The organism is Dyadobacter psychrotolerans (genome assembly GCF_004349265.1).
In the GTDB taxonomy this organism is placed as follows: Bacteria; Bacteroidota; Bacteroidia; order Cytophagales; family Spirosomataceae; genus Dyadobacter; species Dyadobacter psychrotolerans.
In genome coordinates this window covers 25,349-48,477 of record NZ_SMFL01000027.1, presented here as the reverse complement: position 1 = coordinate 48,477, position 23,129 = coordinate 25,349, and the positions used below count along the sequence as shown (strand labels likewise).

The 23,129-nt window shown below is 41.6% G+C and carries 18 protein-coding genes; 15 read left to right on the top strand and 3 right to left on the bottom strand.

Annotation, left to right across the window (positions count from 1 at the left end; translation table 11 throughout):
• Window positions 1–227 (bottom strand): IS66 family insertion sequence element accessory protein TnpA (gene tnpA / locus E0F88_RS32945; protein ID WP_131959853.1); only part of this gene is annotated, 227 nt, incomplete at its 3' end.
• Window positions 228–1,858: 1,631 nt separating this feature from the next.
• On the opposite strand from tnpA, the gene E0F88_RS32940 reads away from it, so the two are divergent.
• On the top strand, window positions 1,859–3,646 hold the full coding sequence (locus tag E0F88_RS32940) for a hypothetical protein (protein ID WP_229213986.1): 1,788 nt from the start codon (window positions 1,859–1,861) through the stop codon (window positions 3,644–3,646).
• Between the two features lie 454 nt (window positions 3,647–4,100).
• Here E0F88_RS32940 and E0F88_RS32935 read toward each other — a convergent pair whose 3' ends face one another.
• Entirely contained in the window at window positions 4,101–4,313 is a 213-nt protein-coding gene (locus tag E0F88_RS32935) for a type II toxin-antitoxin system Y4mF family antitoxin (protein WP_131962963.1), read from the bottom strand.
• Window positions 4,314–5,690: 1,377 nt separating this feature from the next.
• Between E0F88_RS32935 and E0F88_RS32930 the strand changes: the two genes are divergently transcribed.
• Window positions 5,691–6,044 carry a hypothetical protein gene (locus tag E0F88_RS32930; RefSeq protein WP_131962961.1) on the top strand — a complete coding sequence of 118 codons (354 nt, stop codon included), beginning with the start codon at window positions 5,691–5,693 and terminating at the stop codon, window positions 6,042–6,044.
• A gap of 20 nt (window positions 6,045–6,064) precedes the next feature.
• Here E0F88_RS32930 and E0F88_RS32925 read toward each other — a convergent pair whose 3' ends face one another.
• Window positions 6,065–6,442 (bottom strand): hypothetical protein, encoded by a 378-nt coding sequence (locus E0F88_RS32925; protein WP_131962959.1) that lies wholly within the window; start codon window positions 6,440–6,442, stop codon window positions 6,065–6,067.
• 313 nt (window positions 6,443–6,755) lie between these two features.
• On the opposite strand from E0F88_RS32925, the gene E0F88_RS32920 reads away from it, so the two are divergent.
• The 13 genes from E0F88_RS32920 (at window position 6,756) to E0F88_RS32860 (ending at window position 23,044) form a co-directional block, all read left to right on the top strand.
• A complete protein-coding gene (locus tag E0F88_RS32920) occupies window positions 6,756–6,986 on the top strand; it encodes a hypothetical protein (RefSeq protein ID WP_131962957.1) in 231 nt (76 codons plus the stop codon).
• 409 nt (window positions 6,987–7,395) lie between these two features.
• Complete coding sequence (locus E0F88_RS32915; RefSeq protein ID WP_131962955.1) at window positions 7,396–8,361, top strand: hypothetical protein; 966 nt, start codon at window positions 7,396–7,398, stop codon at window positions 8,359–8,361.
• Window positions 8,362–8,879: 518 nt separating this feature from the next.
• Entirely contained in the window at window positions 8,880–9,587 is a 708-nt protein-coding gene (locus tag E0F88_RS32910) for an FHA domain-containing protein (protein ID WP_131962953.1), read from the top strand.
• Between the two features lie 88 nt (window positions 9,588–9,675).
• Window positions 9,676–10,728: a hypothetical protein gene (locus E0F88_RS32905; protein ID WP_131962951.1), complete on the top strand. Its 1,053-nt coding sequence runs from the start codon at window positions 9,676–9,678 to the stop codon at window positions 10,726–10,728.
• A gap of 64 nt (window positions 10,729–10,792) precedes the next feature.
• Window positions 10,793–11,383 carry an FHA domain-containing protein gene (locus tag E0F88_RS32900; protein WP_131962949.1) on the top strand — a complete coding sequence of 197 codons (591 nt, stop codon included), beginning with the start codon at window positions 10,793–10,795 and terminating at the stop codon, window positions 11,381–11,383.
• On the top strand, window positions 11,367–12,299 hold the full coding sequence (locus E0F88_RS32895) for a PP2C family protein-serine/threonine phosphatase (RefSeq protein ID WP_165940241.1): 933 nt from the start codon (window positions 11,367–11,369) through the stop codon (window positions 12,297–12,299). Before E0F88_RS32900 ends, E0F88_RS32895 begins: the two co-directional genes overlap by 17 nt.
• Before the next feature lie 14 nt (window positions 12,300–12,313).
• On the top strand, window positions 12,314–13,429 hold the full coding sequence (locus E0F88_RS32890) for a WG repeat-containing protein (RefSeq protein WP_131962945.1): 1,116 nt from the start codon (window positions 12,314–12,316) through the stop codon (window positions 13,427–13,429).
• Between the two features lie 148 nt (window positions 13,430–13,577).
• Complete coding sequence (locus E0F88_RS32885; RefSeq protein WP_131962943.1) at window positions 13,578–15,734, top strand: serine/threonine-protein kinase; 2,157 nt, start codon at window positions 13,578–13,580, stop codon at window positions 15,732–15,734.
• 3 nt (window positions 15,735–15,737) lie between these two features.
• Window positions 15,738–17,027, top strand: a complete 1,290-nt coding sequence (locus E0F88_RS32880) for an MORN repeat-containing protein (protein WP_131962941.1) — start codon at window positions 15,738–15,740, stop codon at window positions 17,025–17,027.
• Between the two features lie 63 nt (window positions 17,028–17,090).
• Window positions 17,091–18,368: an MORN repeat-containing protein gene (locus E0F88_RS32875; protein ID WP_131962939.1), complete on the top strand. Its 1,278-nt coding sequence runs from the start codon at window positions 17,091–17,093 to the stop codon at window positions 18,366–18,368.
• Between the two features lie 248 nt (window positions 18,369–18,616).
• Window positions 18,617–19,252, top strand: a complete 636-nt coding sequence (locus tag E0F88_RS32870; protein WP_131962937.1) for a hypothetical protein — start codon at window positions 18,617–18,619, stop codon at window positions 19,250–19,252.
• A 122-nt stretch (window positions 19,253–19,374) separates the two neighbouring features.
• Complete coding sequence (locus tag E0F88_RS32865; protein WP_131962935.1) at window positions 19,375–22,095, top strand: VWD domain-containing protein; 2,721 nt, start codon at window positions 19,375–19,377, stop codon at window positions 22,093–22,095.
• 178 nt (window positions 22,096–22,273) lie between these two features.
• Window positions 22,274–23,044: a caspase family protein gene (locus E0F88_RS32860; protein WP_131962933.1), complete on the top strand. Its 771-nt coding sequence runs from the start codon at window positions 22,274–22,276 to the stop codon at window positions 23,042–23,044.
• The last annotated feature ends 85 nt before the right edge of the window (window positions 23,045–23,129 follow it).

Here is a 23,129-nt window from a genome sequence, read left to right as displayed (position 1 = left end):
TTTGGGTAGACAATCTGGCAAGAATCATTTGATGCGGATTGTTGGCCTGATATCTGAACAAAGCCACCTACCTTTTCGACAGGCAACCGCGCGGCCAACTTTTCTTTTCCCGCCCAGTAACCAAATTTGGCTACCGTGATGCCATGTGGCTTGCAAAATTCACTCTGGGTTAGCCCACTTTTACGCCATTCCCTTACTAATTTGAACATCTCTTCCGACTGATCCATTTTGATTGGTTTTTAAGTCAAAAGTAAAAACCACGTTTCTCTTAAGAAATATGTGGTTCATAGGATGCTTACTGTACATTCACAAACAAGAAAAATCGCTTGCGGAATGGGGACTACGGTATGACGAATATGACTGCGGTACGGTTTAATAAACTAATAGGGTTTCTATATCGCAAGACCGAAACCACTAAGAAAATGGAAGGACTACTTCGTGGAAATCCTGACTGGGTTACTGTTGGAGCAGCTAGTGTTGAATGGTTTATTACATTTAGTAATTAAGCTTTTGGCAATACTTGATGTATTTGTTGACTGCTAGGTAACCGAGCGATAACGGAGGTTGAGACTTTCATGACTAGGTCAACAATTCGGTGTTTATTGCTACATGAAACATTGAACAGCCGTTTTGCAGCAGATGTCAACCTTTGCTGTGGAAATTTTTTAACTTTTTTTATTTGAATGCATACCTTAATCTTCTATTGTTACAAGTTTATATTTTTTTTGAAAGAGTTAACATATACAACATAATACAGAAATGGATTATAGCTCGAAATCAAAAGATCTGTTTTCGCCGAGATCACGGTTCCTATGCGCAATTGATAGTTTTGAACCGTCAATGCCCTCCTAGAGAAAGGCTTATGCCAGACCCACGAATAGTAAAAAAAACTTATTTAATAAGCCCCAGTGGTTTTAATGGATTTTTAGGGAGTTATTCATCAAATTTCAATGAAAAAAACAAAGTGTATTTGAATTTTAAGTAGGCTGACGTAAATTTATATTGTCACCATTGAAACAGTGTTTATCTGCAATGGGACATTGTTGATAAAGCCTAATTTAGATTAGTAGTGTAGTCTAAATTGCAGAAACGAGAATAATCTTTTTAAGGCATTAATAGAACTATTATGGATGCTTCAAGATATAGAGATCACGAGTGTATGATCTCTAACAATTCTTTTTAGATTCGATCTGAGTAATGAAGGTGGTTTTCTTGGCAAATCTTGAGGTACCATTGAAGTTTAGTTTTCTTTTGCAAATCTTCAAGCAGAAGCGGTTTAAATCTGCTTTATAAGGCTAAGGATTCACTTCAGGACAAAGAAGGTTTGGAAAGCCAAAAGATAGATGACCTTGGGAATTCCATGGCTAAAAATCAGGAAAATAAGTAATATTACAGTAATGTTTGTTCCTAACATAACTTTTACATGCAAAACCCGGAACTCCGCTTTTCGGCTGCTTCTGATAGGGCTGAGTCAGCCTGCCGCAACAACCCTTTTTTCTTTGGTTGTTGGAAAACACGGATCTGCTCTTTGGCTTTTTTGTCCTGGTGGCTCCACTCGGTCAGATCATGTATGCGAACTCTATCCTAGGTTTTGAAGTGTTTACAGAGAATTTCAAAATGAGCTGTCGGATGAATAAGTGCAAGTTGGTGTAAGTTTTTAAAACAGGTGAGAATGACCCGTTGATTAATATAATAGTGCGCTTCCGTAGTAAAGCAGGACCATTGAAGAGTTCTTTTAATAGGGGAAATTGCATCTTATTGTGATGCTTCAAGAGTTTGTTGTTGATTGGTGGATACTTGCTGTAGACATGATCTGCTGTTAAAGCCTTAAAAGACTTGTGCCGTGCTACCCGTGAGCATGCCGATTTCTTTTCACGTCATATCTATTGTTTTAGGCAAACCATCGTCCAGTGAATTTTGCCAAGATCGTTTATTTAACAGTTCGTTTATGAAGTTACGTTTTCTTCCAGCTATCTGTATTTGTCTTGTCATCTTCAACTATATATTGTACAATCACTATTATTCCGTAAACTTTCCTTACCAAGATGACTTCCTATTGATTCAGTTCATAGAAGCAGTAGCGGAAGGCGAAATTGGTTTCAAAGACCTTGTAACCGAACTTTTTCGGACATTCAATGACCACAAAGCGGTTGTGCCGCGACTTATTGCTTTGATTCAATACAAGCTTATTGGTTGTCTAAACTTTCGTTTTTATATTGCCTTGGTGTCGTTGAATGTTACATATATATTTTACTTCATTTACCTGCAGTACCGGAAGACCAAGTTGCCATTATATTATTTTATACCGGCCGCATTCCTTTATTTTCAGCCGCTATATTATGAAATTTCCGGTTGGGCGTTAACTGGGATGCAGCACTCATTTCTAACGGCTTTTACTGCCACCGCTGTCATTCTGGCATCACAACGTACTAACATGACATTGTTTGGGGCAATGCTTTGCTGTTTATTAGCCACATTTACGCATGGGAACGGCATTCTCTCCTTTCCTGCAATCATAGTATATTTTCTAATTTTCAAAGATATCAAACCTGCAATTATTTCAGGTGCTTTCATGGTGCTGTGTCTCGTAATTTATCTCGCAGGATACGAATCAGGACAGGCAGTCCAGCTTCCCAAGAATTTAACCCTCTTTTTTCAGTCACTTTTTGGTCTAATCGGCTCTTCAATGTCACTTTGGGCATTTCCATTGTTTTCATCATTCGTCTGGGGGGCTATTATCGTGTGCTTCCTGTTATATGTTATGTGGCAAGCCATAGGGTTTCACTTCAACAAGCTCACTAAGATAAGGCCTGGGACAGCGGAATTGCTTGCTTTGTTTGTGTTTATCCTGCTTACGAGCTCAGTAATAGCCTTATTCAGGTCTTGGGCAGGCAGTACGTTAGCCAGCCGGTTCCAGATTTATGCCTCATTGTCCACAGTTATCTTTTACGTTTTGTTACTGCAATACACCCGTCTTTTTCGCAGGCAAACTGTCTTTTACACTGTCACGCTACTGAGCGTGTTTTACTGCTTGTATTCCTATTACAAATTCACGGGGATAGTCGCAAACAGGAGAACGACCTATCTAGCTGATGTCTACAACTGGAAACACAACCGGAACATGTTGTCGGTCGAAGAGACAATTACAAAAAACGGAGCATTCTATTTGAACCCAGGGTACGAAAAGGGCTTTTTTAAGCTGCCAGATGCGATTGTCGAGCGGTATCAACTGGATTCTATGTTCCGAGCCCCTGTAAAGACGGGTCTGAATAACCAGCTCTACGTAGAAGATTGGCGCGTGGAAAGAGCTGTCCGTAACGGAGTGGAAAAACTGACGTATTCCTATGTAGCCAGCAATGCTTTTCCACAGCGCAAACCGCTTTCTGTGGACCGCTTTCTTATCTTAAAGAATCGCGATACTGGAGTCTTTCATTTGGCATGCGCAAATCCCAAAGTTGAAGCGCGTAAACAAATTCTGACTGCTGGACATTATTTCAAGCCGGGTTTCAACACATTATTTCGTCAAGATGATCTTACGACTGGGACCTATGATCTTGGTGTTTTAGACGTGGCAAATAATGGGCAAAAAACTTTTTACAGGCTTGACAAATCGCTTATTGCAGACAAGGGTTATACGCTTCAATGATCTGCATCTGAATTTATAGTGTGAATCGCTTTTCGAATGCAGCAATAGGTGTAAATGGTTTAGTGGAACGTGTTCGTTCGCAGATCGCGTATATGGTGTAGGTAGCTTTGTGACAAATAATCAACTGTTATGCAATCTGATCCAGTTATTGGCAAGCAACTTACAAAGTTGGACTGCCGATTTGTTTTTAGCAGCCCTTATCACTGATGCGTTCATGACCAGCATTCTGCCCCGCACTGCCTGGGATCAGATCCCTTTTTTTGCCGGACGTCTCAGCCCATTCTCTAATGAGCGCTAATCAGCGATGCTTGATGACGGTGAAAAGTTATTTTTTACACGCGACGGTCCGTTCATCGGTCAGGAAGGTAGGCTGCAAAGAGCCGTTAAATACAACATTTTTGTAGCGCGCTAGGAATAAAGTTGAGTATTATTTCCGCATTTTGATGTTTGTTTACTAATTTATGTTCAGATTTTTACTATTTACAGGGGCTAGCTCATGTCCGAACATGCGGAGTACCTGATTGACCTTTTCAAGATTCAGGTTGCCTTTGTCCTGCTCGATCTTCCGGATTACCGTGAGTGCGACTCCAGCCCTGGACGCCAGATCTTCCTGAGTCAATTGGGCTTGCTTTCTTTTTTGTTTAACGAATTCTGGTAGTCTCTCCATGATTTATATGTTTAAGCATATAATTATATAAATATAATAGAATTTATATGCAAAAGCATACAAATATCTATTACCAGTACTAGATCACAATTATATTCTTTTACATATAATTATGTGTTTAGGACTTGTATTGCAGTGACTAATCTATCGAAAGTCGGATAGAAGACGTGGAGATAGCCAGTCATGTATTGATGCCATTATATGGAAGGTTAATTGTTCGCGATTTGCAAACAAAGAACAAGGTCTAGGATTGAGAAGAGATACAGCACAGCAGCCGCTACTGGGTATCGTTTTCAGTAATCTCAAATGTCTCAGAAATCACACTAACTTTATTGCCTGAAACTAGAATTTTTAGAATTTCGGCTTTGGAACAGGGTTCTTAACTACGACGCTCATTCGTTTTTTCTGATTCTCCTTTTTGCAAAATTTATGCAAAAAATTGTAATAATTTTCTAGATCATCTAAGCAGCTCGTCAGGTAAAGATTTTCTTCCGAACATGTAGCTGGCTTGTAACTAATTGAGAATTGTATAACATTTGGGCATATAATTCAGTCAATTCTTATGAAAGTTATTCTTTATTGCTTTTTGTATCGGTAGTGTTGTCTTGTGAAAAATCTGGGATTCATGTCGTTGGCCGGGATACTGTTCTGGATGAATATCCTGATTGGTATACTTTGAAAGCTCCCATTGACCATAAAATATCAGGTGTTTGGGGCAATTATAACAAAGCTGTCCTGATTTCCACTATGTTTAAACTTTTCGTATGACAGAACAAGGCAAGCATTGGCAACAAGTTCACCAGCGGTCTATCGGGATGATAGGAGTAGTACGATATGGTGATACGTTGTTCACTATAACTGTCTTGACAAGCGGTACCAATAATAAAATTTATCAACAAGTGCTTATACAGCAGGTGATTACCTAATACAAGCATACGGAAACATGAGAGAAGATCTTGCTGGACAAAAAGATGAGCCTATTAGATAATGGTGATACCTGCTTCGATAATTGGTATAATCGTCTGCCGACGGCTGGCAGTTGTGTTTAAACCATCACCTCTATAGTTTTATTTATAACTTTTCAGTAAATTGTTTATTGATATCACTATAAGCAAATGCTTATGAAAGAGTTGACAAAATATAGCAGCATCCAAGAGCTGAAAAGTGCCTCAAGAGCGGTAGACATGTCGCCCGCTAAGGTCATGGAGCGTCATAATAGTTTCGAAAGATCTATGATGTCTTTAAGGCAAGAATATGTCAAAACCAATCAACGATAGTGAGTGTCGCACAACTGCTATTAGCATTCGAAAAATGGTTTAATAGTATATCGACCATTAAAATTTTGTAGCGTTACAATATGGCATAATGCTGACAACTATGGCGAATTTTAGGAAGCTAAGCGAACAACAAAACCGATTATATAACTTCATAGATAATCTTTTATGGGAAGAATGGGACCCAATCGGTATTAATGATATGCCTGAAGCAAGGAATGAGTATTCAACCTATACTCCTCAAATATTTTCTCTGGTTATACGTGGTGCCAGCAATGAAGATATCACAGAAAAGCTGAGAAGAATAGAAATAGACTGGATTGGATTGGCTAGCAATGCCGACAGAAATATGGTATTGGTCACAAAAATTCTTCAAGCTGCAGTGGGGTGCCGTCCGGAAGATCTAGGAGATATTGAGGAGCTGAAAAAACAAAGGGATCTGAATAATAGGCGGTAATTTTCTCTACGCTTAACTTCCTAATAACATTCCCGAATGACTTGCTTTAAATTTCTGCACTTTCTATCAAAAAGTAAAGTTAGTTTAGTTTCGAAAGCAGGGGCCGATATTTGCAAAACCCAGTTGTCTGAAATCAAACCGATATTTTTTCTTAGCTGGTCGTTAAATTGATTCCATCCAGGCAGTGTTTCGTTTAGTGTTAAGCAAGAGTTGTCGTTGGTGAAAATATCCATACTTATCTCATCTGTTGTAACCAGGTCTACTTTGTAGCCAAATATACTGATAATTCCTGCCCACTTATATTCTGTTAGACTTCCCGTTTCACTTCTCAACGCAAAACCATGATCATTGTAGATGAATGCTCCGAAATCATCTGAGGATCTTTGTTTTTCCTTCATATTTTGACATTAGCATTCAACATGAATCGGATGGTTAGTAGAAAATTACAATTGAGTTGAAATGAAAGAGTCCCCAAGGAAACTTTTGGTGCTACCTTTTTGGCGTCAAAGGATAGTCCGAAGTGTCCAATAAACATAGAGTGAAGATTAATAACGGGTTTGATTTGCAATGATCAGCATAAATTGCGGATAATGTACTTGACAAAAGTCAAGAATAAGTTAAAAGGCTGGTTTAATCGCGTTGATTTTTACCCTTGTAACATTGAATGTGAAAATTTAGGGTATTTTGAATCCTAATTCACAACTCCAACCTATGTTGTCACCGAAAACCAAGAGAAAAGTTGCCCTTATCGTTGCTTTTGGAATATTATGGTTTATTTTTAGCATGATTTATTGCATGCTGGAAAAAGGAATTCTGGGAGATATGGACCACTATCCGTCTACAGGCAATCAGTACAAATTTGCAGCAAACATTTTTGTAATCCCGGCTTTGGTGGAAAATTCGGATTCTTTGACCATTGGAATCGGGAAATTAGGATCATGACAGTTCGGACAACATTGGTCCTAGTAATATGTTGAATATTAGCATAATAGAATGGGTAAGCTGAAACAAAGTGATGGTCAATCTGCTGCGGAATTAAGTGAGCTCGATTTCCGAATTCTCCACACTAAGATCCAAACACGTAGTCTGGTAAAGGTATTATGGAAGAGGCTAGCCTATCTGCACAGCACGAAACGCTAGCACCGCGGCCTGAAATTGGGAAAACATCCTGAATGGCCGTGACCCAAAGACTAACTATTTACGGTTCAGACTGTATCAGTACGTAGTTTGGATATGCGCAAGTGTATGATAACCCTACGCCAAAGTCTGTAAAAAAATAATTTTCAAAAATTGGCTTACCTTTTTCTGATTGATACAATAAAGGATTAAAACAATCCTAAAATAGTTCGATATGAAAAGCACAGTTACAATTCTCGGATTTCTTACAGCCTTTGTCATAGTTTGGCATATCAAGATTGCTTGCTGCACAGAGACTAAAATTGTTGGTTTGTTCAAAGTACAGCCCGATCAGCCCGGCTACACATGGAATATCCCTGACAGCAATTTAATCTTCACGGTTGTTCCGCCACCGGAACCAATCATGACAGCTGCTCACTTCTTCTGGGAAGACAATAACGTTGTATGGCGGGAGAACATGCCTCATCCCAATTACCAGGTAATCTCCGCATCTGAGGTAAATCGCTGGATTCCTTTACCTGGCTACGTCTGGGAAAATGAAACGGACGGAGATTTTTCTACCCACTGGCAAGCCGGTACAGCACACCCTTATGCAAAGGTTGTAGCCGCTGAAAGGGAAGGTGATTGGAAACCCATGCCGGGCTACAAATTCACTAACGAAGCGGATGAGAATCTAAGCGTAATCTGGGAACCTGGGCTGCAACATACGTCCTATAAAGCAATCGCTGCTGAGGAAGCAGGTAGCTGGGTTCCTATGCCTGGTTATCAATTTGTTATGAACGGAAATGTCTGGACGGATCTTGTCTGGACTCCTGGACTTCGTTATGATTCGTTTAAGATCATTTCTGATACACAGCCAGATAACTTTCTGCCTTATCCGGGTTACAGGTTCGTCAATCCGGGAAGCAGTCTGGATGTCATCTGGGATCCGGGCGTTATAGATTCAGATGACTCAACCCGCATCGCTGGCAACCTCGAAGGAACCTGGGATAATCGGGTAATAGAAAGCAGCTTTCCCCATGAACCTACTTCGGCACAGCATTACGCCAATGCAGGTGTAGGCGTTGTCGTAGCGAACGTGGCGGAGTGGATTTTTGGTAAAAATTCTTTCTCAGACTACGTTGAAGAAGAGAGTGCGAAGGAATTGATTCGGGGAGTTGTCAAAGATGTTATTAAGTAGTCCAAGATTTAATGCTGAAACAATAGCAGCTTGGTAACATTATGGAAAAATAAATATTTGTATTGTCAGTGAGGGCTGCTCCCTATGTTACCATCGCGTAAGGGTTCTTGTTCAAAATTGCAGAATCGATCCGGGGTGCTGGACAGTTTTACTATTGCTCTGTTTAGCTTTGTGTGAACGATTAGAATCAGAATTACATGTTATCAGACAAGAGCGGTTGATACCGTTCTTGTCTTACCTATTCAATGATCTTTGAAAATAAAGTAAGTTTGAGGACCTGTTTTCAATAATCAAATTAAATGAGGGAATTGAACACCGTTACAAATTATTTTCGGGTTTCGAAAAAAAATGATTAAATCTTTAAACTGAATAAATAATCTTAGCCGTAATTTATTACTTTGTAATGCTTTAAGTAGAAATTCTTTTATTGGGTTGATATCTATCAAGTACTTTCGCCGTCATCCTGTTTTTCTCTTAATGAAACGGTAATATCCCGAAGTTACAAACCTATCCTCGTCATGAAAAATGAACAACCTCTCCTCGAGCTTGAACGAATAAAAATTGGACGGCATGAAGAGAATGATGTCGTATTGTCTCCAACGGATATAGGTCGCTTTCACGCGGTCATCACAGTTTGCGGCCCCAACAACTATCTGATCCAGGATCTGGAAAGCAAACATGGCACGTTCGTCAACGAAGGTCGAATCCGATCTAAACTGATTTGCGCCGAAGATGAGATACGTTTGGCCTCTCACACTGTTTTGGCAAAAGATCTGCTCATTATAGCCAAAGTCATTGAAGGCGAAAAGCCCAAACGTGATCCTGACGACTTTACTGAAGAGTTTGCGATCATGAATGAGTTTTATGAGCAGTATCTGATTTTTAAGGCAGAGGAAATAAATATTCAGAATGCCATAAAAAAAATGAACGATAATTTAAGGTTGGGAGGAGCTTTGTCGGCTCCTACACTAGCAGCGCTCACCTTGTTGTTAGGAGGTGCGCCCGCCGTGGCTGCCATGTCAGCATGTGGACTAGGAATGCTCATTCCCGCCATAGGTTCCCGGTTTTTAGGTGAGAATGAAAAATTAAGTCAGCCACGTTTACATTTTGCGAATAACTGGAAATGTCCGAGATGTGGTGATAAAACGATGCTTCTGGGTAAGTCATGGCAGGTTTTGGCGAAGCAAAAAAAATGCACACGGTGCAACGCTGTTTGGGTAAAATAATTTTTTTCAAAAAAGTGCTAACCTTTTTTCATGCTGCGTGATTAACTAATAAATCAACCATTATTTAAAACTTATCAAAACCCAAACCATGTCAGACAACCAAAGTAATGCCAGCGAACTAGCTGATTTGCATGAAGTTATTCAGAAACTAACAGAGCAGGCTCAGAACGAGCAAAGTCCTGCATCAGAGGGAAAAGCAAAATTTAAACTTAACGACAAACAAAAAGCACTGGCAGTTTTAGGCACTGTGTTGTTAGGCGGGACCGCCTTTGTGGCGGTGGACCAGGTGAATGGCCAGGTGGTGCAGCCAGCCGTAACTCCTGCAGATTCTACTCAGGTGCATGTTGGCGAGAATGCAGGCGTTGATAGGTCATCGTTAGCGCAGCAAATCGGTGTGGGCGAAACCCGGCCAGTAACGGGCGGCACCATTACCCCGAATGAGGACGTGCAAATCGCAAGTAGTGTTAACGATTCAATGTCATTCGCCGATGCTTTTGCAGCGGCGCGTGAAGAAGCAGGCCCCGGAGCCATATTTACCTGGCATGGAACTACCTACAATACTTTTTTCAAAGAAGAATGGAATCAAATCGGGCTCGCCGATAAACAGGAGTTTCTGAATAATATAGGATACAAAATCGAAGGGCCAGACAAGGTCGATCAAAACGAAATTCCACACAATGACGTAGTCCCTCACGATACTGACGAACCTGCCCCTGACAAAGCTGACTCGAAAACGGACTGGGCTTCGGCTGATGTAAAGGAAGTAGTGATCGATGGTAAGTTAACTTATGTCTTTGACAGTGATAAGGATGGAATTGCTGATGCAATAATGATTTTTGACGAGCAAACCAACCAGACAACTATTTTGATGGACGAAACCGGCGACAATTCTCTGGATACCATAGTCTTGATGGATTCGAACATGGAGCCTATTACGACCCAGCCAATGGAGAAACCCGCGCTGGTGATGATGGCCGATGTCGATTTGATCAATGAAAGTTCCGAAGTAGCAAATGAAGAAATTGCTGTTGACACGTTGGAAGCAGAGGTTGAGGAAGAGTTGGAAGGGGAAGATTCGGAAGATAAGGTCACCCTGTCGGGAGATTACAGCAACGACGATGACGTGGATGACATCTCGTAGTCAAGCGTTCGTTAATCCATTGCCGTTAGTATAAATCGAAAATGCGTGTAAATTCTCCGATCGGATGGATAAGGTTAAAAACGAAATTATTGCCTGCTCGAAATGTAGAAATGGCAGCTTGGTGATAGCAAAGGACTTTGCAGCAGGTTTTTTTCTTTGTAAAAAATGTGGTCATGTCAACACTGTTTCCACTCAGGTGTATGATGAAGAAGTCCTTGAGAAGCTGCCTCATACCGGTTTTTTGGTATCTGTGAACAATCCGTCGGAAATTTATGCGCTCAGACCGGGGGTGAACGTGATCGGTGTTGGTGAGATGGCGGATGTTGTTCTGAAACGGGTAACCCACGATGGTAAATGTTTCATTAGCAGGCAGCATTGTACCATAACAGTCTCATTTGGCAAGTGGAACGGGCAGCTTAGCTATTTGCTGGAAGACGGCGCAGCTGATCCGACGGGTGGACGTAAGGCAAGCCTCAATCATACTTTTTACAAAGGAAAAAAAGTTGAACAGCAGGATGCGCTGTATGTGGGTAACCAGGACCTGATTAATCTGGGGGGAGAAGATGCGTACCGGCTGGAACATTACATCATACCCGCAGGAACACTTGAAAATTACAAAATTTCACAACGCGTCGAAGATGGCGGCACTGATTGATCGAATGGATATAACTATTTCCCCCCCGCTGGCTTTTACTGAACTGGGCCGGCGGGACAATAACGAAGATTACATCTGTCCAACAAACGTTGATACTGACACCAGGCTGTTTATTGTTTGCGATGGTATGGGCGGGTTGGACAAAGGTGAGGACGCCAGTCGGATTACCGCTGAATCCGTTCAGCGGTTTTTTATGGAAAACCCTTCGGAAACAACATCCGAAGAATATATCTATCAGGCTGTTGTATCAGCCTTTGAGCACCTGAAAGCCTTTGCAGAAGCAGACTCGCTCATTACACGTATGGGTAGTACGCTAACCCTGCTGCACCTGAACAGCCACAGTGTTACTGTTGCCCACGTTGGTGACAGTCGCGTTTACCATGTACGGGACGGTGTCATTTTATACAAAACCAAAGACCACAGGCAGGTGCTGGACATGGTAGAGCAGGGGATTATTACGGCTGAGCAGGCAATCGACCATCCCTGGCGAAACCGGTTGAGCCGGTCGGTATCTTTCAAGGTTGCCATGTCGGGAGAGGCGGCCACCGCACAGCCGGGCAAACCAGTGGTGCAGCAGATAACGGACATACAGGAAAACGACTATTTTTTCTTATGCACCGACGGGGTTTTAGAGCAAATCACTGATGCGCTGTTGACCGAAGTTTTGGCGAGCGATAAACCGAACGAAGCCAAGGTAACAGAAATTTTGGATCGCTGCCGGCCTGAGACCAGAGACAATTATACCGGCGTTTTGGTACAGATCGAGGCGGTATCGGAGGCTATCGCTTATAAACTGCCTGAGGAAACCGATGATGAGGCGGCGCTTCCCAAAAGTAGTTTCGTAACCTGGCTTGTGACTGTTGTTTTAATCATAGGCCTTATTGTGGGAGGTTATTATTGGTACAGCCATCAATAAATATTTTAGGACCTATGTTTGCCAAAACCCAACTCTTACTAATCATCCTGCTGCTTGCCGTAGCAAACGCCTTCGCCCAGCTGGATCCTGATTTTTTGCGCTATAAAAAAATGGCAGACGACTGTTATGCCAACAAGGATTATGCATGTGCTGAGAAAAACTATGGTCTTGCCATTAAAATTAAGATTAACGATCCTTATTGTAAACGGCAAATTGGAAACTGTAAGCAGAATCGCGTTGCTGAGGTTGAAGTTAAGAAGCGGGAGAGTAAAATGCCTGTTAAAGTGAGGCACGTTGTTACCAAAAGAAAGCCTGATGATGAAATCCAGTTGAAACCCGATTGGTTAGATGATAAGGTGGGATTTGTGGATGAGCAAGGTAAAGTAGTTATACCATTCACTTATAAGGTTGCTGCTAATTTTAGCGAAGGTCTGGCATGTGTAGGTATAGCAGGTGATGATATGTGGAGATATGGATTCATAGACAAAACTGGTAAAGTGGTTATTCCTTTTGACTATACAATTTTAACAAGTTTTAATGAAGGTTTGGCCGCAGTTGACAAAAATGGAAAGTTTGGGTTCATCAATAAAGCTGGCAAAATTGTCATCCCATTTGAATATAACTCTGTAAGCGATTTTAATGAAGGTTTAGCACATGTGAAAAAGGACAAGAAATATGGATTTATAAATAAAATGGGTAAACTAGTTGTTCCAATGGTTTATGATGATGCTCATTACTACAGTGAAGGCTTGGCAGGAGTTCAAAAGGACAAGAAATATGGATTTGTAGATAAAGCAGGTAAAATGGTCATTCCAATACAGTATGACGATGCATCCATGTTTGCCGAAGGTCTTGCATCTGTAAATAAAGGTGGAAAGCGGGGATTTATAGACAGAACTGGTACACTAATTATTCCTTTGGAATATCATAGTGTACATCATTTCAGTGAGGGTTTAGCAGCCGTAAAAAAAAATGGAGGACGATGGGGCTTCATAGATACAACCGGGAGAGTAGTTATCCCGTTCCAATATGACTATGTTGATGACTTCAAAAATTATTACGCCAAGGTAACGAAAGACGGCGAGGAATTTAAGATTGATAAAGAGGGTAGACGAACAATTGTTCATTAGTAATCCAAATGCTAATTCTGACGACAGAAGACGATAAAATATCCTATCCATATGATTTTTACATAATCAGCAATTAGCCAAATCCTTTTTTAGTTAATTTTCCAATAAATGCGGAGCGCCTAACAACTTTGCAAGTCAAATACTCACGATGAATCCTGAAAATTATAAAACGATCACCTTTGCAGAATTCAGCAATTTGTACGAAGTTAATTTCGGTGCTATAAAAGGTGACGATGACTTTCTGGGAAGTGGCGGCTATGGCTCAGTTTACAAAGGATACGATGTTAAGGGACATCAGGAAGTAGCCATCAAAAAATCGGCGACTGATAAAAATTTGCTGGATGAAGTCTTGTTGGGCAGTGCAGTACCTAAGGATAAGAATATTGCCCGCTATTTGATAGGGTACCGGGTAAAATCAGAGTCGGAAAACTTTGACGTGGCGATCCTGCAATACTACCCGAAAGGCAATCTTGATAATCTGTTTTTCAATAGAGATAGTAAGGTAACGTTAACTCCTGAGCAAACAGATGCTATCCTGCTGGGAATTCTGAGCGGTTTGAAGTTCTTACACGAGGGATTTCTGAATTCGGAAGGAAAGCATGTCAGTATTACGCATCGGGATCTTAAACCACACAATATACTTATTGCGGAACGCCGGGGGCAATTCATCCCACTTATTACTGATTTTGGTATTTCGAAGGCCGTTGTACAAGGGGATGATGCGGCGGAAAATTTTGAGAAATTGTCGAGTGGCAGAGGGACCGGGCCATACAAGTCACCGGAACAGATTCTGGGAACGGGTAGCGAGTTTTACAGTAACCTGGATTTGTGGGCGTTTGGGGTGATGTTATTTAAGATCCTTACAAAACGGCTTCCTTTTTACTCTGACCTCAAACCAGGTACAGAGAGTTTCGACCGCGATATTGAATTGAAAATTACACAGTTCGATCTGGAAAATGTTTACGCCCAAGTTTCTGAAAAGCCTGATAAATATCAAAAAGTTATTCGTCGCTGCCTTGTGCGGGATTTCAGAGAAAGGGCGCAAAGTGCCGTTGAATTGATTAATATTTTAGAAGAAATACCAGAGCAAATTGAGAAAGCCAAACAACTACTGGAAGGGGGTGATCTTGAGGAGGCGAAGGTGTTATTGAAACGGCTGGAATTGCTGAGGCCTGACTATGTGGAGGTATCCGAATTAGTGTCTCGCTACGAGTCCTTAATACAACAGGAAATAGAAATAAAGAAAAAGCTGCGGGTTGCCGAGGATTATCTGGCCAAAGGTGCGCTGGAGGAAGCGCAGCAAGTTTATGTATCAATACTTGAATCGGACGGAGGCCGGGTGGAGGCAAAAGAAGGCCTGGTAAAGGTCAATGAGCTTATCAAAGAAGCCAAGGAACTGCAAGAAAAAGCTGCTAAAATCGAGGGATTGATGGATTTAGCCTATGAGTCCTTCGCGAAACAAAATTATATACATGCCATAACTTTATTCGAAAATGTACTCTCCATGGACGCGGATCATGCTGCTGCCAGGCCAGGAATAGAGAAATGTCTTGCAAAAATGAATGAAGTGAATCTGCCGACAGATTCAAATGACGGGCCGGTACATCCGGAGCCACTCACCGACGAAAAGCATGTTGTTGTTAATCCTACAATCAAAACTTTTAAGATCAGTCCGGATCGTGTAAAACCGGGTAACACAATAATGGTATCCTGGCAGGTAGACGGAGATTCAGATAAAATTGCTTTACGATCTGCCCAATTCGGCCTGAATCGGTGGGTTGGAAAGTCGGGTAATACGACCATCGTAGCCACGAATGAAGCTGAGCTGGCGTTAGAGGTGCACTACCGGGGAGAGATTTTACGCCAGGAAAGCCAGGTAAGGTTTATTACCACGGAACTCACACCAAGTGCCCCTAAAAAGGCAATCAACAAGCTGTTTTATGCGATCCCGGTTGTGGCGGTTCTGCTTTTTTTCGGTGTGAAACAATTTTTGAATTACTCAGCGAAGCAACGACGTATTGAGCTATTTTATGAAAAGGAGCTTGCGGATGGCAGGCAAGCAGACTCACTCTTTACGATGGGACAGGAAGAACTGGCGCAAGGAACGGATAAAGACGTTGTTTCCGAAACTTATTTTAAAAAGGCGGTTTTTTTAAAACCCGTTCTGGCTGACAGTGCCTTCGCAATTTTTTTTTCCAGAGCACAGGAATTAAAAGAAGATTCGGTGGGAAACGCAAATTATTTGCAGCTGGCCAATTATTACCGGAATATTGCTCCGGGGGGGCAGCCTGAAAAACGCGAATAAAATATGAGGAAGATTATTGTCGCCGTGCTGTTTTACCTGATCGTGTCAACAGCCTACGCACAGTTGGATGCGGATTATGTAAGGATTCGGAGCGAGGCAGAGCTTTGTCTGGAGACCAGGGATTACGCTTGTGCCAAAACCAAGTATAACCTTGCCTTAAAAATCAAAACGAATGACACGTATTGCAGGCAGCGTTTGGCATATATCGACGAACGGGAAATACAACTAAAAAAGAACAAAGAAGAAAGGTTGAGGTTGGCAAAGAGCAACGCCACCGATGGAAGGTCGGCCCCTGCAAAACCATCCTACGGAATGTTAAAAGGGCTTATTGACTCCAATAATGAAAAGTTTGATTACTCCGGATATGTCCTAAAAAAGCTCCCGTATGGCAAAGGCAGGGCCGATTACAATGCCTACAATAAGGTGGCTGGTTGGGAAGAAGCAACCTGGGTCAACGGGAAAAAGAATGGACCAGCAAAGGGCCATTATCCTAATGGGAATCACTACGCTTGTACTTTCAAGGATGAAAAATTAGAGGGAGCCTTCTTCTTTTCTGTAAAAGACGGTACAAGCTACGAGACCTTTTACAAAGCGGATAAGTTTTCGGGAATCCAAAAAATATTCTACCCCGATAAAACCCGGATAGAAGTTAAATCGGAAAATGGTGAGATGGAAGGATGGGCTACTCTGTATTTTGTCGGAGGGAATAAGCTAGTTGGCTATTATAAAGACACCGACTTTCAGGGTGAAGTAACTTCGTACAGCAGTGATAAAATGCTGGATATTCGGAAAGTTGGAACATGGAGCAACGGAACATTTAACGGGCCTCTCAAAGCTTACTTCTCAAATGGAAATCGTTTTGAGGGCAATGTTAAAAATAATAAGGAGGATGGGAGGGGGGTAACATACTTGTCAGATGGAAGTACTATTGAAGAGTTTTATGAAAATGGAACGCCAAAAGGTGATGCAACTTGGATTTTCCTCAATGGCGGAAAATACATCGGAGAACTAAAAAATGGTGGAATGAATGGATTTGGTAAATTTTTCTTTGCAGATGGATGGTATTATGAGGGACAATGGGTAAATGGGATAATGCATGGATTGGGACGTGTAACAGCTCCGTATACTGACTTTGTGAAGAATTGCATTGGTTGCATAACCTATGAAGGTGAATGGAAAAACGGGTTGAAAAATGGTTACGGGAAATGTTATAACGTTGATGGCAAGTTGCTTTACGACGGGAAATTTGAAAACGACAGGCCCACCGGGAAGTACCCTAGCAAGAAAAAGTAAAAACAAAGGAATGCATCCAATGTAAGATATAGATTACTGCTTTTAACCCTACTCAACCAGAATATGTTAAAGATTGTTACCGCCATATTGTTTTATTTTCTTGTATCAACGGCCTATGCACAGTTGGACAAGGATTACCTAAGGATCCGTGATGGGGCGGAAGTTTGCCTTCAGATCAGTGATTACACCTGTGCCAGAACCAAGTTTAACCTTGCTTTGAAAATTAAGAAGGATGATGCGTATTGCAAGCAGCGTTTGGTGGAAATAGATCAAAGGGAATTACAATCAAAAAGGAATAAGGAGGAAAGGCTAAGGTTGGAGAGGAGCAGAGAAGCTGAGGGAACGGGTGGCTCGGCAAAACCATATTTTGGAGTACTAAGAGGCCTGATTGATTATAAAAATGAAAAATTTAACTACAAAGGTTACATCTTAAACAAAAAACCACACGGAAAAGGCAAAGCAGATTATAACGCTTACACTAAATCGTCGGGCTGGGAAGATGCAACCTGGGTCAAGGGCAAGAGGAACGGGCCTTGTCGTGCGACTTATCCGGATGGAAGTCGTTACGAAGGAAATTATAAAAATGACATGCTGAATGGGCCATTCATTTCCCACGTAAAAGACGGCAGTAAATATGAACTATTTTATAAAGATAATAAGATGGTCGGAATACAGAAAATATATCCCCCTGACAAAAGCCGTGTGGAAATTAAATCGGAGAATGGGGAATTGAGCGGCTGTGCCACCTGGTTTATGCAGGACGGTGACAGACTCGAAGGATATTTAAAAAATGAGATTTTTGTTGGAGAGGTAACGATTCATTCGAAAAATGGTCAACGCATTGTTGGAACTTTAACCAATGAAGAAGCAAATGGGCCGGTTAAAATATATACCGAAGATGGAGATCGTATTGAGGTTGATTTTAAAAATAATGTGCCAATTGGGAGAGCCATAACACACTTTCCAGATAGCAGCAACATGGAAATGATATTCGAAAATGGAGAGCTGAAAGAAGGTGTTGTATGGAGTTTTGCTAATGGTGAGAAGTATGTAGGTCCACTAAAAGAAGGTGAAAAAAGTGGGTATGGTAAGTATAACTACGCCAACGGAGATTTTTACGAGGGTCAATGGTTGGACGACAAATATAATGGCCTCGGACGCTTTACTGCCGCTCCTAATTTATTTATCACGAACTGCCCTAAATGCGTTGTCTATGAGGGCGAATGGAAAAATGGGGTGAAAGATGGTTATGGAAAATGTTACGATATAAAACGTAAACTGCTTTATTCCGGTAAATTTAAAAATGACAAACCTGTTGAAAAGTATCCAGGCAAGAGGTGACAATGATTAAGGAATTATACTTCTTTTGAATTTAGCTATCTCTGGTGATCCAATAATTTTATTTTATTTAGACTTACCGCCCGGCTCACCTGGCGGAGGGATTTTTATTGTCTGATTAAAAACCATTTATGTGCCTAATTGTCTGGCATTGGTAAAATATTTTAAGAGAAGACAAAAAAGGGCACTTACCTTTTTCCGACCTGGGGTATTAATAGTTGAAATCAATTATTAACTCAAACAGGTTCATTATGAAAAGCAGAATTTTGTACGTTGTCTTTTTTGCAGCGCTTCTCTCTTGCGCAAAAAATGACAAGACCGAAAATCCCCAGCCCTGCGACGCAACCGAAAATGTTCAAAAAGTAAAAGTAGGCGACAAGGCTCACGGTGGAGTGGTGTTTTACGTTGACGACTCTGAAAAACACGGGATGGTAATGCCACTGCCGGAACTGTTGCCACAGTATAACGCAGCCTGGTGGCCCGACAAGGCGCCCTATCTTACACCCGGAAATTTTGATCTTCCAACCCAAACGTCTATTGGTAACGGTAAGTCCAATACTGACAAATTGATGGGCACCAGCGCCACACCATACATCGCTGGTATTTGCGATGCGCTGGTTATCGGGGAGTGCTTTAGTGACTGGTATTTGCCTTCGGTGGGCGAACTTCAGGAGATATACAAAAGCAAGAGCAAATTGCCAGGTGTTACGCTTTCAGGGATTTATTTCAGCAGTAATCTGGAAGATGCGGCAAATGCCGGCCTATTGATACTGAACAAGGCAGTAGACCTGTCCAACGGAACTATACGAGACATCGGGCTTACCAACCCTCAATTGCTCACAAGATTCGATGTAAAAGGGCCATTCATTCCAATCAGGAGTTTTTAGAAAATTATATGAAGGGTCAAATTCCTCACCATATCTCCGCCAATATCTGATTGTTTTTAAAAATCTATTTGAAAAAGCTTACTGGTTAAGCTCGTTATAAACATATTAATCGAATATCACTGATGAAAAAAAATACTTTATACCTCTTCCTGGTAATTTTACTTGGGTTGGGTTCTTGCAAGGATAAGTCTCTTTTGGATACTGATCCATCCGAAAGTGAATCTGACTACAGTAACTATTTGATCAGCGCCCTGGATAATAACGTCCAGATCCGGGATTCTTTATACGCGTTTGCCGTAGCTCAAGATTCTGTATCAAAGACTGATGTTATATTTTCCGGAATGATGAAAAATGGCTCGGTTGGGACTAGCCTGAGCAACATGACCTTTTTAGACGAGTCTGGCGGAACCTGTTCTATAGATGTTTCACCTGCTACTAATCTCCCTTCATCATATCTTTTTAAATCAGCAGATGGAGACATTGTTTATCAGATAAAGTTTTTGGAGATAAACTTAGCTACAAGAATCGTCAGATATCAGGTGTACGATATCATGAATGATAAGGAGATATCAACTCCCGGATACTCAGAGATTAGCGTTCAAATGGCCGCATTTTGGAGTGAACTTCAAAAGAGGTTGTATCAAAATAATTTCAATGCAAGGACGAGCGGAATCGATTGTGCAAAACTGGATATTCTGGCAACAGCTGCCATGGCAGGTACAGGTTTGGTAGCTACGTTATTTACAGAAACAGTGGTGGGTGCAGTTATTGCAAAAGTCATGCGTGATGCTGTGAAAAAAAGAGTTAAAAATCAATACGGGTTCGATGGGCACTGTTCTGAATGGGCTAAAAGAAATGCTCCTGCTGCCGACTGCGTTTATCAATCACTGTTATATGCCTGGGATTTCAGCGGCAAAATGAAACTACCTTGTTGTCAGCGAGCTGGATGTAAGCCTGGTAATGATGGAGACAACAAACCCAACCCCGCGAGTGGAACCGCCGATCCTCACCTGGTTACACTGGATGGAGTTCCGTATGATTTCATGGGGAGAGGAGAATTTTGTGTGACCCGTTCAACGACAGATAATTTTGAGGTGCAAAGCAGACAGGACGATCTGGATAAAAGAGGTTTAGCAACGTTTAATACCGCAGTCGCAGTGCAAACCGGAACCGACGTTGTATGTGTTACGGTCAGCCCGAACCGTCTGTTTGTTAACAACCAGCTTCAGAATCTGGCTGGTTTGACAACCCTGTCATTGAAAGACGGCGCATCTGTCTCGAAGCAGGGGGCAAATACACTGAATATCACTACCAAAAACGGAGACCTTGTGAAGGTGGTGTTGCAAAACTCGTCTTTCATCGATTACTTTCTCTATCTCTCCGAAAACCGGAAAGGCAAAGTGATGGGGCTGATGGGTAATTATGATGGCGACAAGAAAAATGACATCATGGTGAAAAACGGGGCAAATATTTTAAAAGCTGACGGAACGATTCTTTTTACAGAACTCTATAACTCTTTTGCGGACAGCTGGCGTATCACACAGGCAAATTCGCTTTTCTATTATGACTCAGGCAAGAATACCGATAGTTATACCGAAAAGAACTTCCCCCGCACTTTAACCATACTTACGGCGGACCAAAAAATAAAGGCAGCCGCTACCTGCCGGGCCGCAGGCGTAACCAACGAACCGTTTCTGAGCAATTGTATTTTCGACGTTGCAGTCACCAACAATGCTGATGTTACAAAATCCGCATTGCTTGCTCAGGAAACAGACCGGAGAAATAACATGCCGTTGCCGATCATTCAGGAAGCCGTGAGTGTTAAAAGAATAACCACATTTGGAGTGAGTTCGTACATTTTAAAAACAGACGGAACGCTGTGGGCGTCTGGCTGGAATCACCATGGAAGATTTGGAATAGGGAACACCGAATTAAAAAACAACGGTTTTTTTATTAAAATTATGGAGGGGATCAAGGACATTGCAAGTGGGAATGATGCCTATCACATGTATTTCCTGAAAGAGGATGGATCTGTATGGGCGGCGGGTTACAATGCTTTCGGGCAGATCGGCAATGGAGTTATTCAAGGACCGAATGTACTTACTCCCGAAAAAATAATGAACGATGGCAAGTCCCTGGTGCTTGGCCCGTACGGCGGCTTTGTTATCAAAACGGATAATTCTCTCTGGACATTTGGTGATGGGATCAAGCGGTTTACCGGCAAGGGTGATTACACCGCTACACCCACGAAAATCATGGATGGTGTACAGGATGTTTCAGTAAGCCTGACTCACATATTGGTACTTAAAACTGACGGCACCGTGTGGGGCGCTGGAAGTAACGCTGTAAAGCAGCTTAATTCGAGTACGATGATGGATATTTTCCCCGCAGTTAAAATTATGGATAACGTGAGGTCAATTGCGGCGAGTAATTTTAATAGTCTGGTTGTAAAAACGGATAATACACTTCACGGGGCGGGCTATAATCTCAAGGGTGAGTTGGGGATCGGATCGAATTTGCAACAAAACGGGTTTGCCAAAATCCTGGACAATGTAAAATCAGTATCTGTCAACAATAACTACAGCCTGGTTCTCAAAACCAATAACGATTTATTTGCGACCGGTGAGAATAGCAATGGTCAGCTTGGAGATGGGACAAAAGTTGCTAAAAATACTTTTGTGAAAGTTGCCAGCGGTGTCAAGTACGTATCAACCGGAGGTAATACGACTTATATTATAAAAGAAAACGATACTGTGTGGTCCACGGGTTATAATCAGACCGGTAAAGTGGGGGACGGAACCACAATTGACCGAACTGATTTTGGACCGATTAACGTGAAGTAGAAGGATTGCCAGCATTTAAAAGGTCGTCAGATCCACCGCTTTATCAATCATATGTAACACATGATTGATAAAGCAGCTCTGATTGTGTTTCTGATATAAAAAAATAGTTTATTGTGCCTGCAAATATGAAGCAAAGCAAATTAATAGCTTTACATAAATATTAACCAAAAACCCGTTTATGAAATTCTTTAACTTCTCCTTCCTCTTTCTGTTTTCGCAAGCTTGTTTTGCACAAACTACCTATGCAGTAATCGTCGGCATATCCGATTACGAAATTTTAGACTACCGTACCGGAGATTTGAAATACGCAGATAAAGATGCGATCCGATTTATGGATTTTTTAAAATCTCCTTTGGGTGGAAATGTACCCAATCAGAACATGGTCAGTCTGCCCAACAAACGGGCTACCAAAAACAACATGTCCGAAGCAATGCGCATTTTTCAAAAGGCGGGACCTTATGATCGGGTGATCTTTTATTTTTCCGGACACGGTGTAGAAAGCGCTTTTGTTCCTTACGACGTAAAACAAAAAGACCCATCCAGTCTGTTGACACATGCCGATGTGAAGAAGGCTTTTAAAGCATCGAAGGCAACTACAAAACTCATCATTGCAGATGCCTGTATGTCGGGAAGTATGAAAAGTAAAAAGCCCCCGGTAAGTATGGCAAAGGCCGTAAAAGAATTTAATGATATTAACGTGGCTATGATTCTGTCGTCCAGGTCGAGCCAAAGCTCGGTGGAAACCATACGGGTGAAGGGTGGTCTTTTTACGTTTTATTTGTTAAATGGACTTCAGGGTAAAGCCGACAAAAACCAGGATAAAAAAGTGACGATTAAAGAACTTTTTACCTACGTATCACCGAGAGTAAAAAAGGGTGCTTCAAATGGACAGGCTCCTGTTTTTGCCGGTAAGTTTTCCGATGACCTGGTGTTGTCCCTCATTCCCTGATATTTATTCTTTTGCAGGATATTGTTTGTCTTGTTTAGATACTAAAAAAAATAGCCCAATGTCCGAAAAAGGCATTGGGCTATTT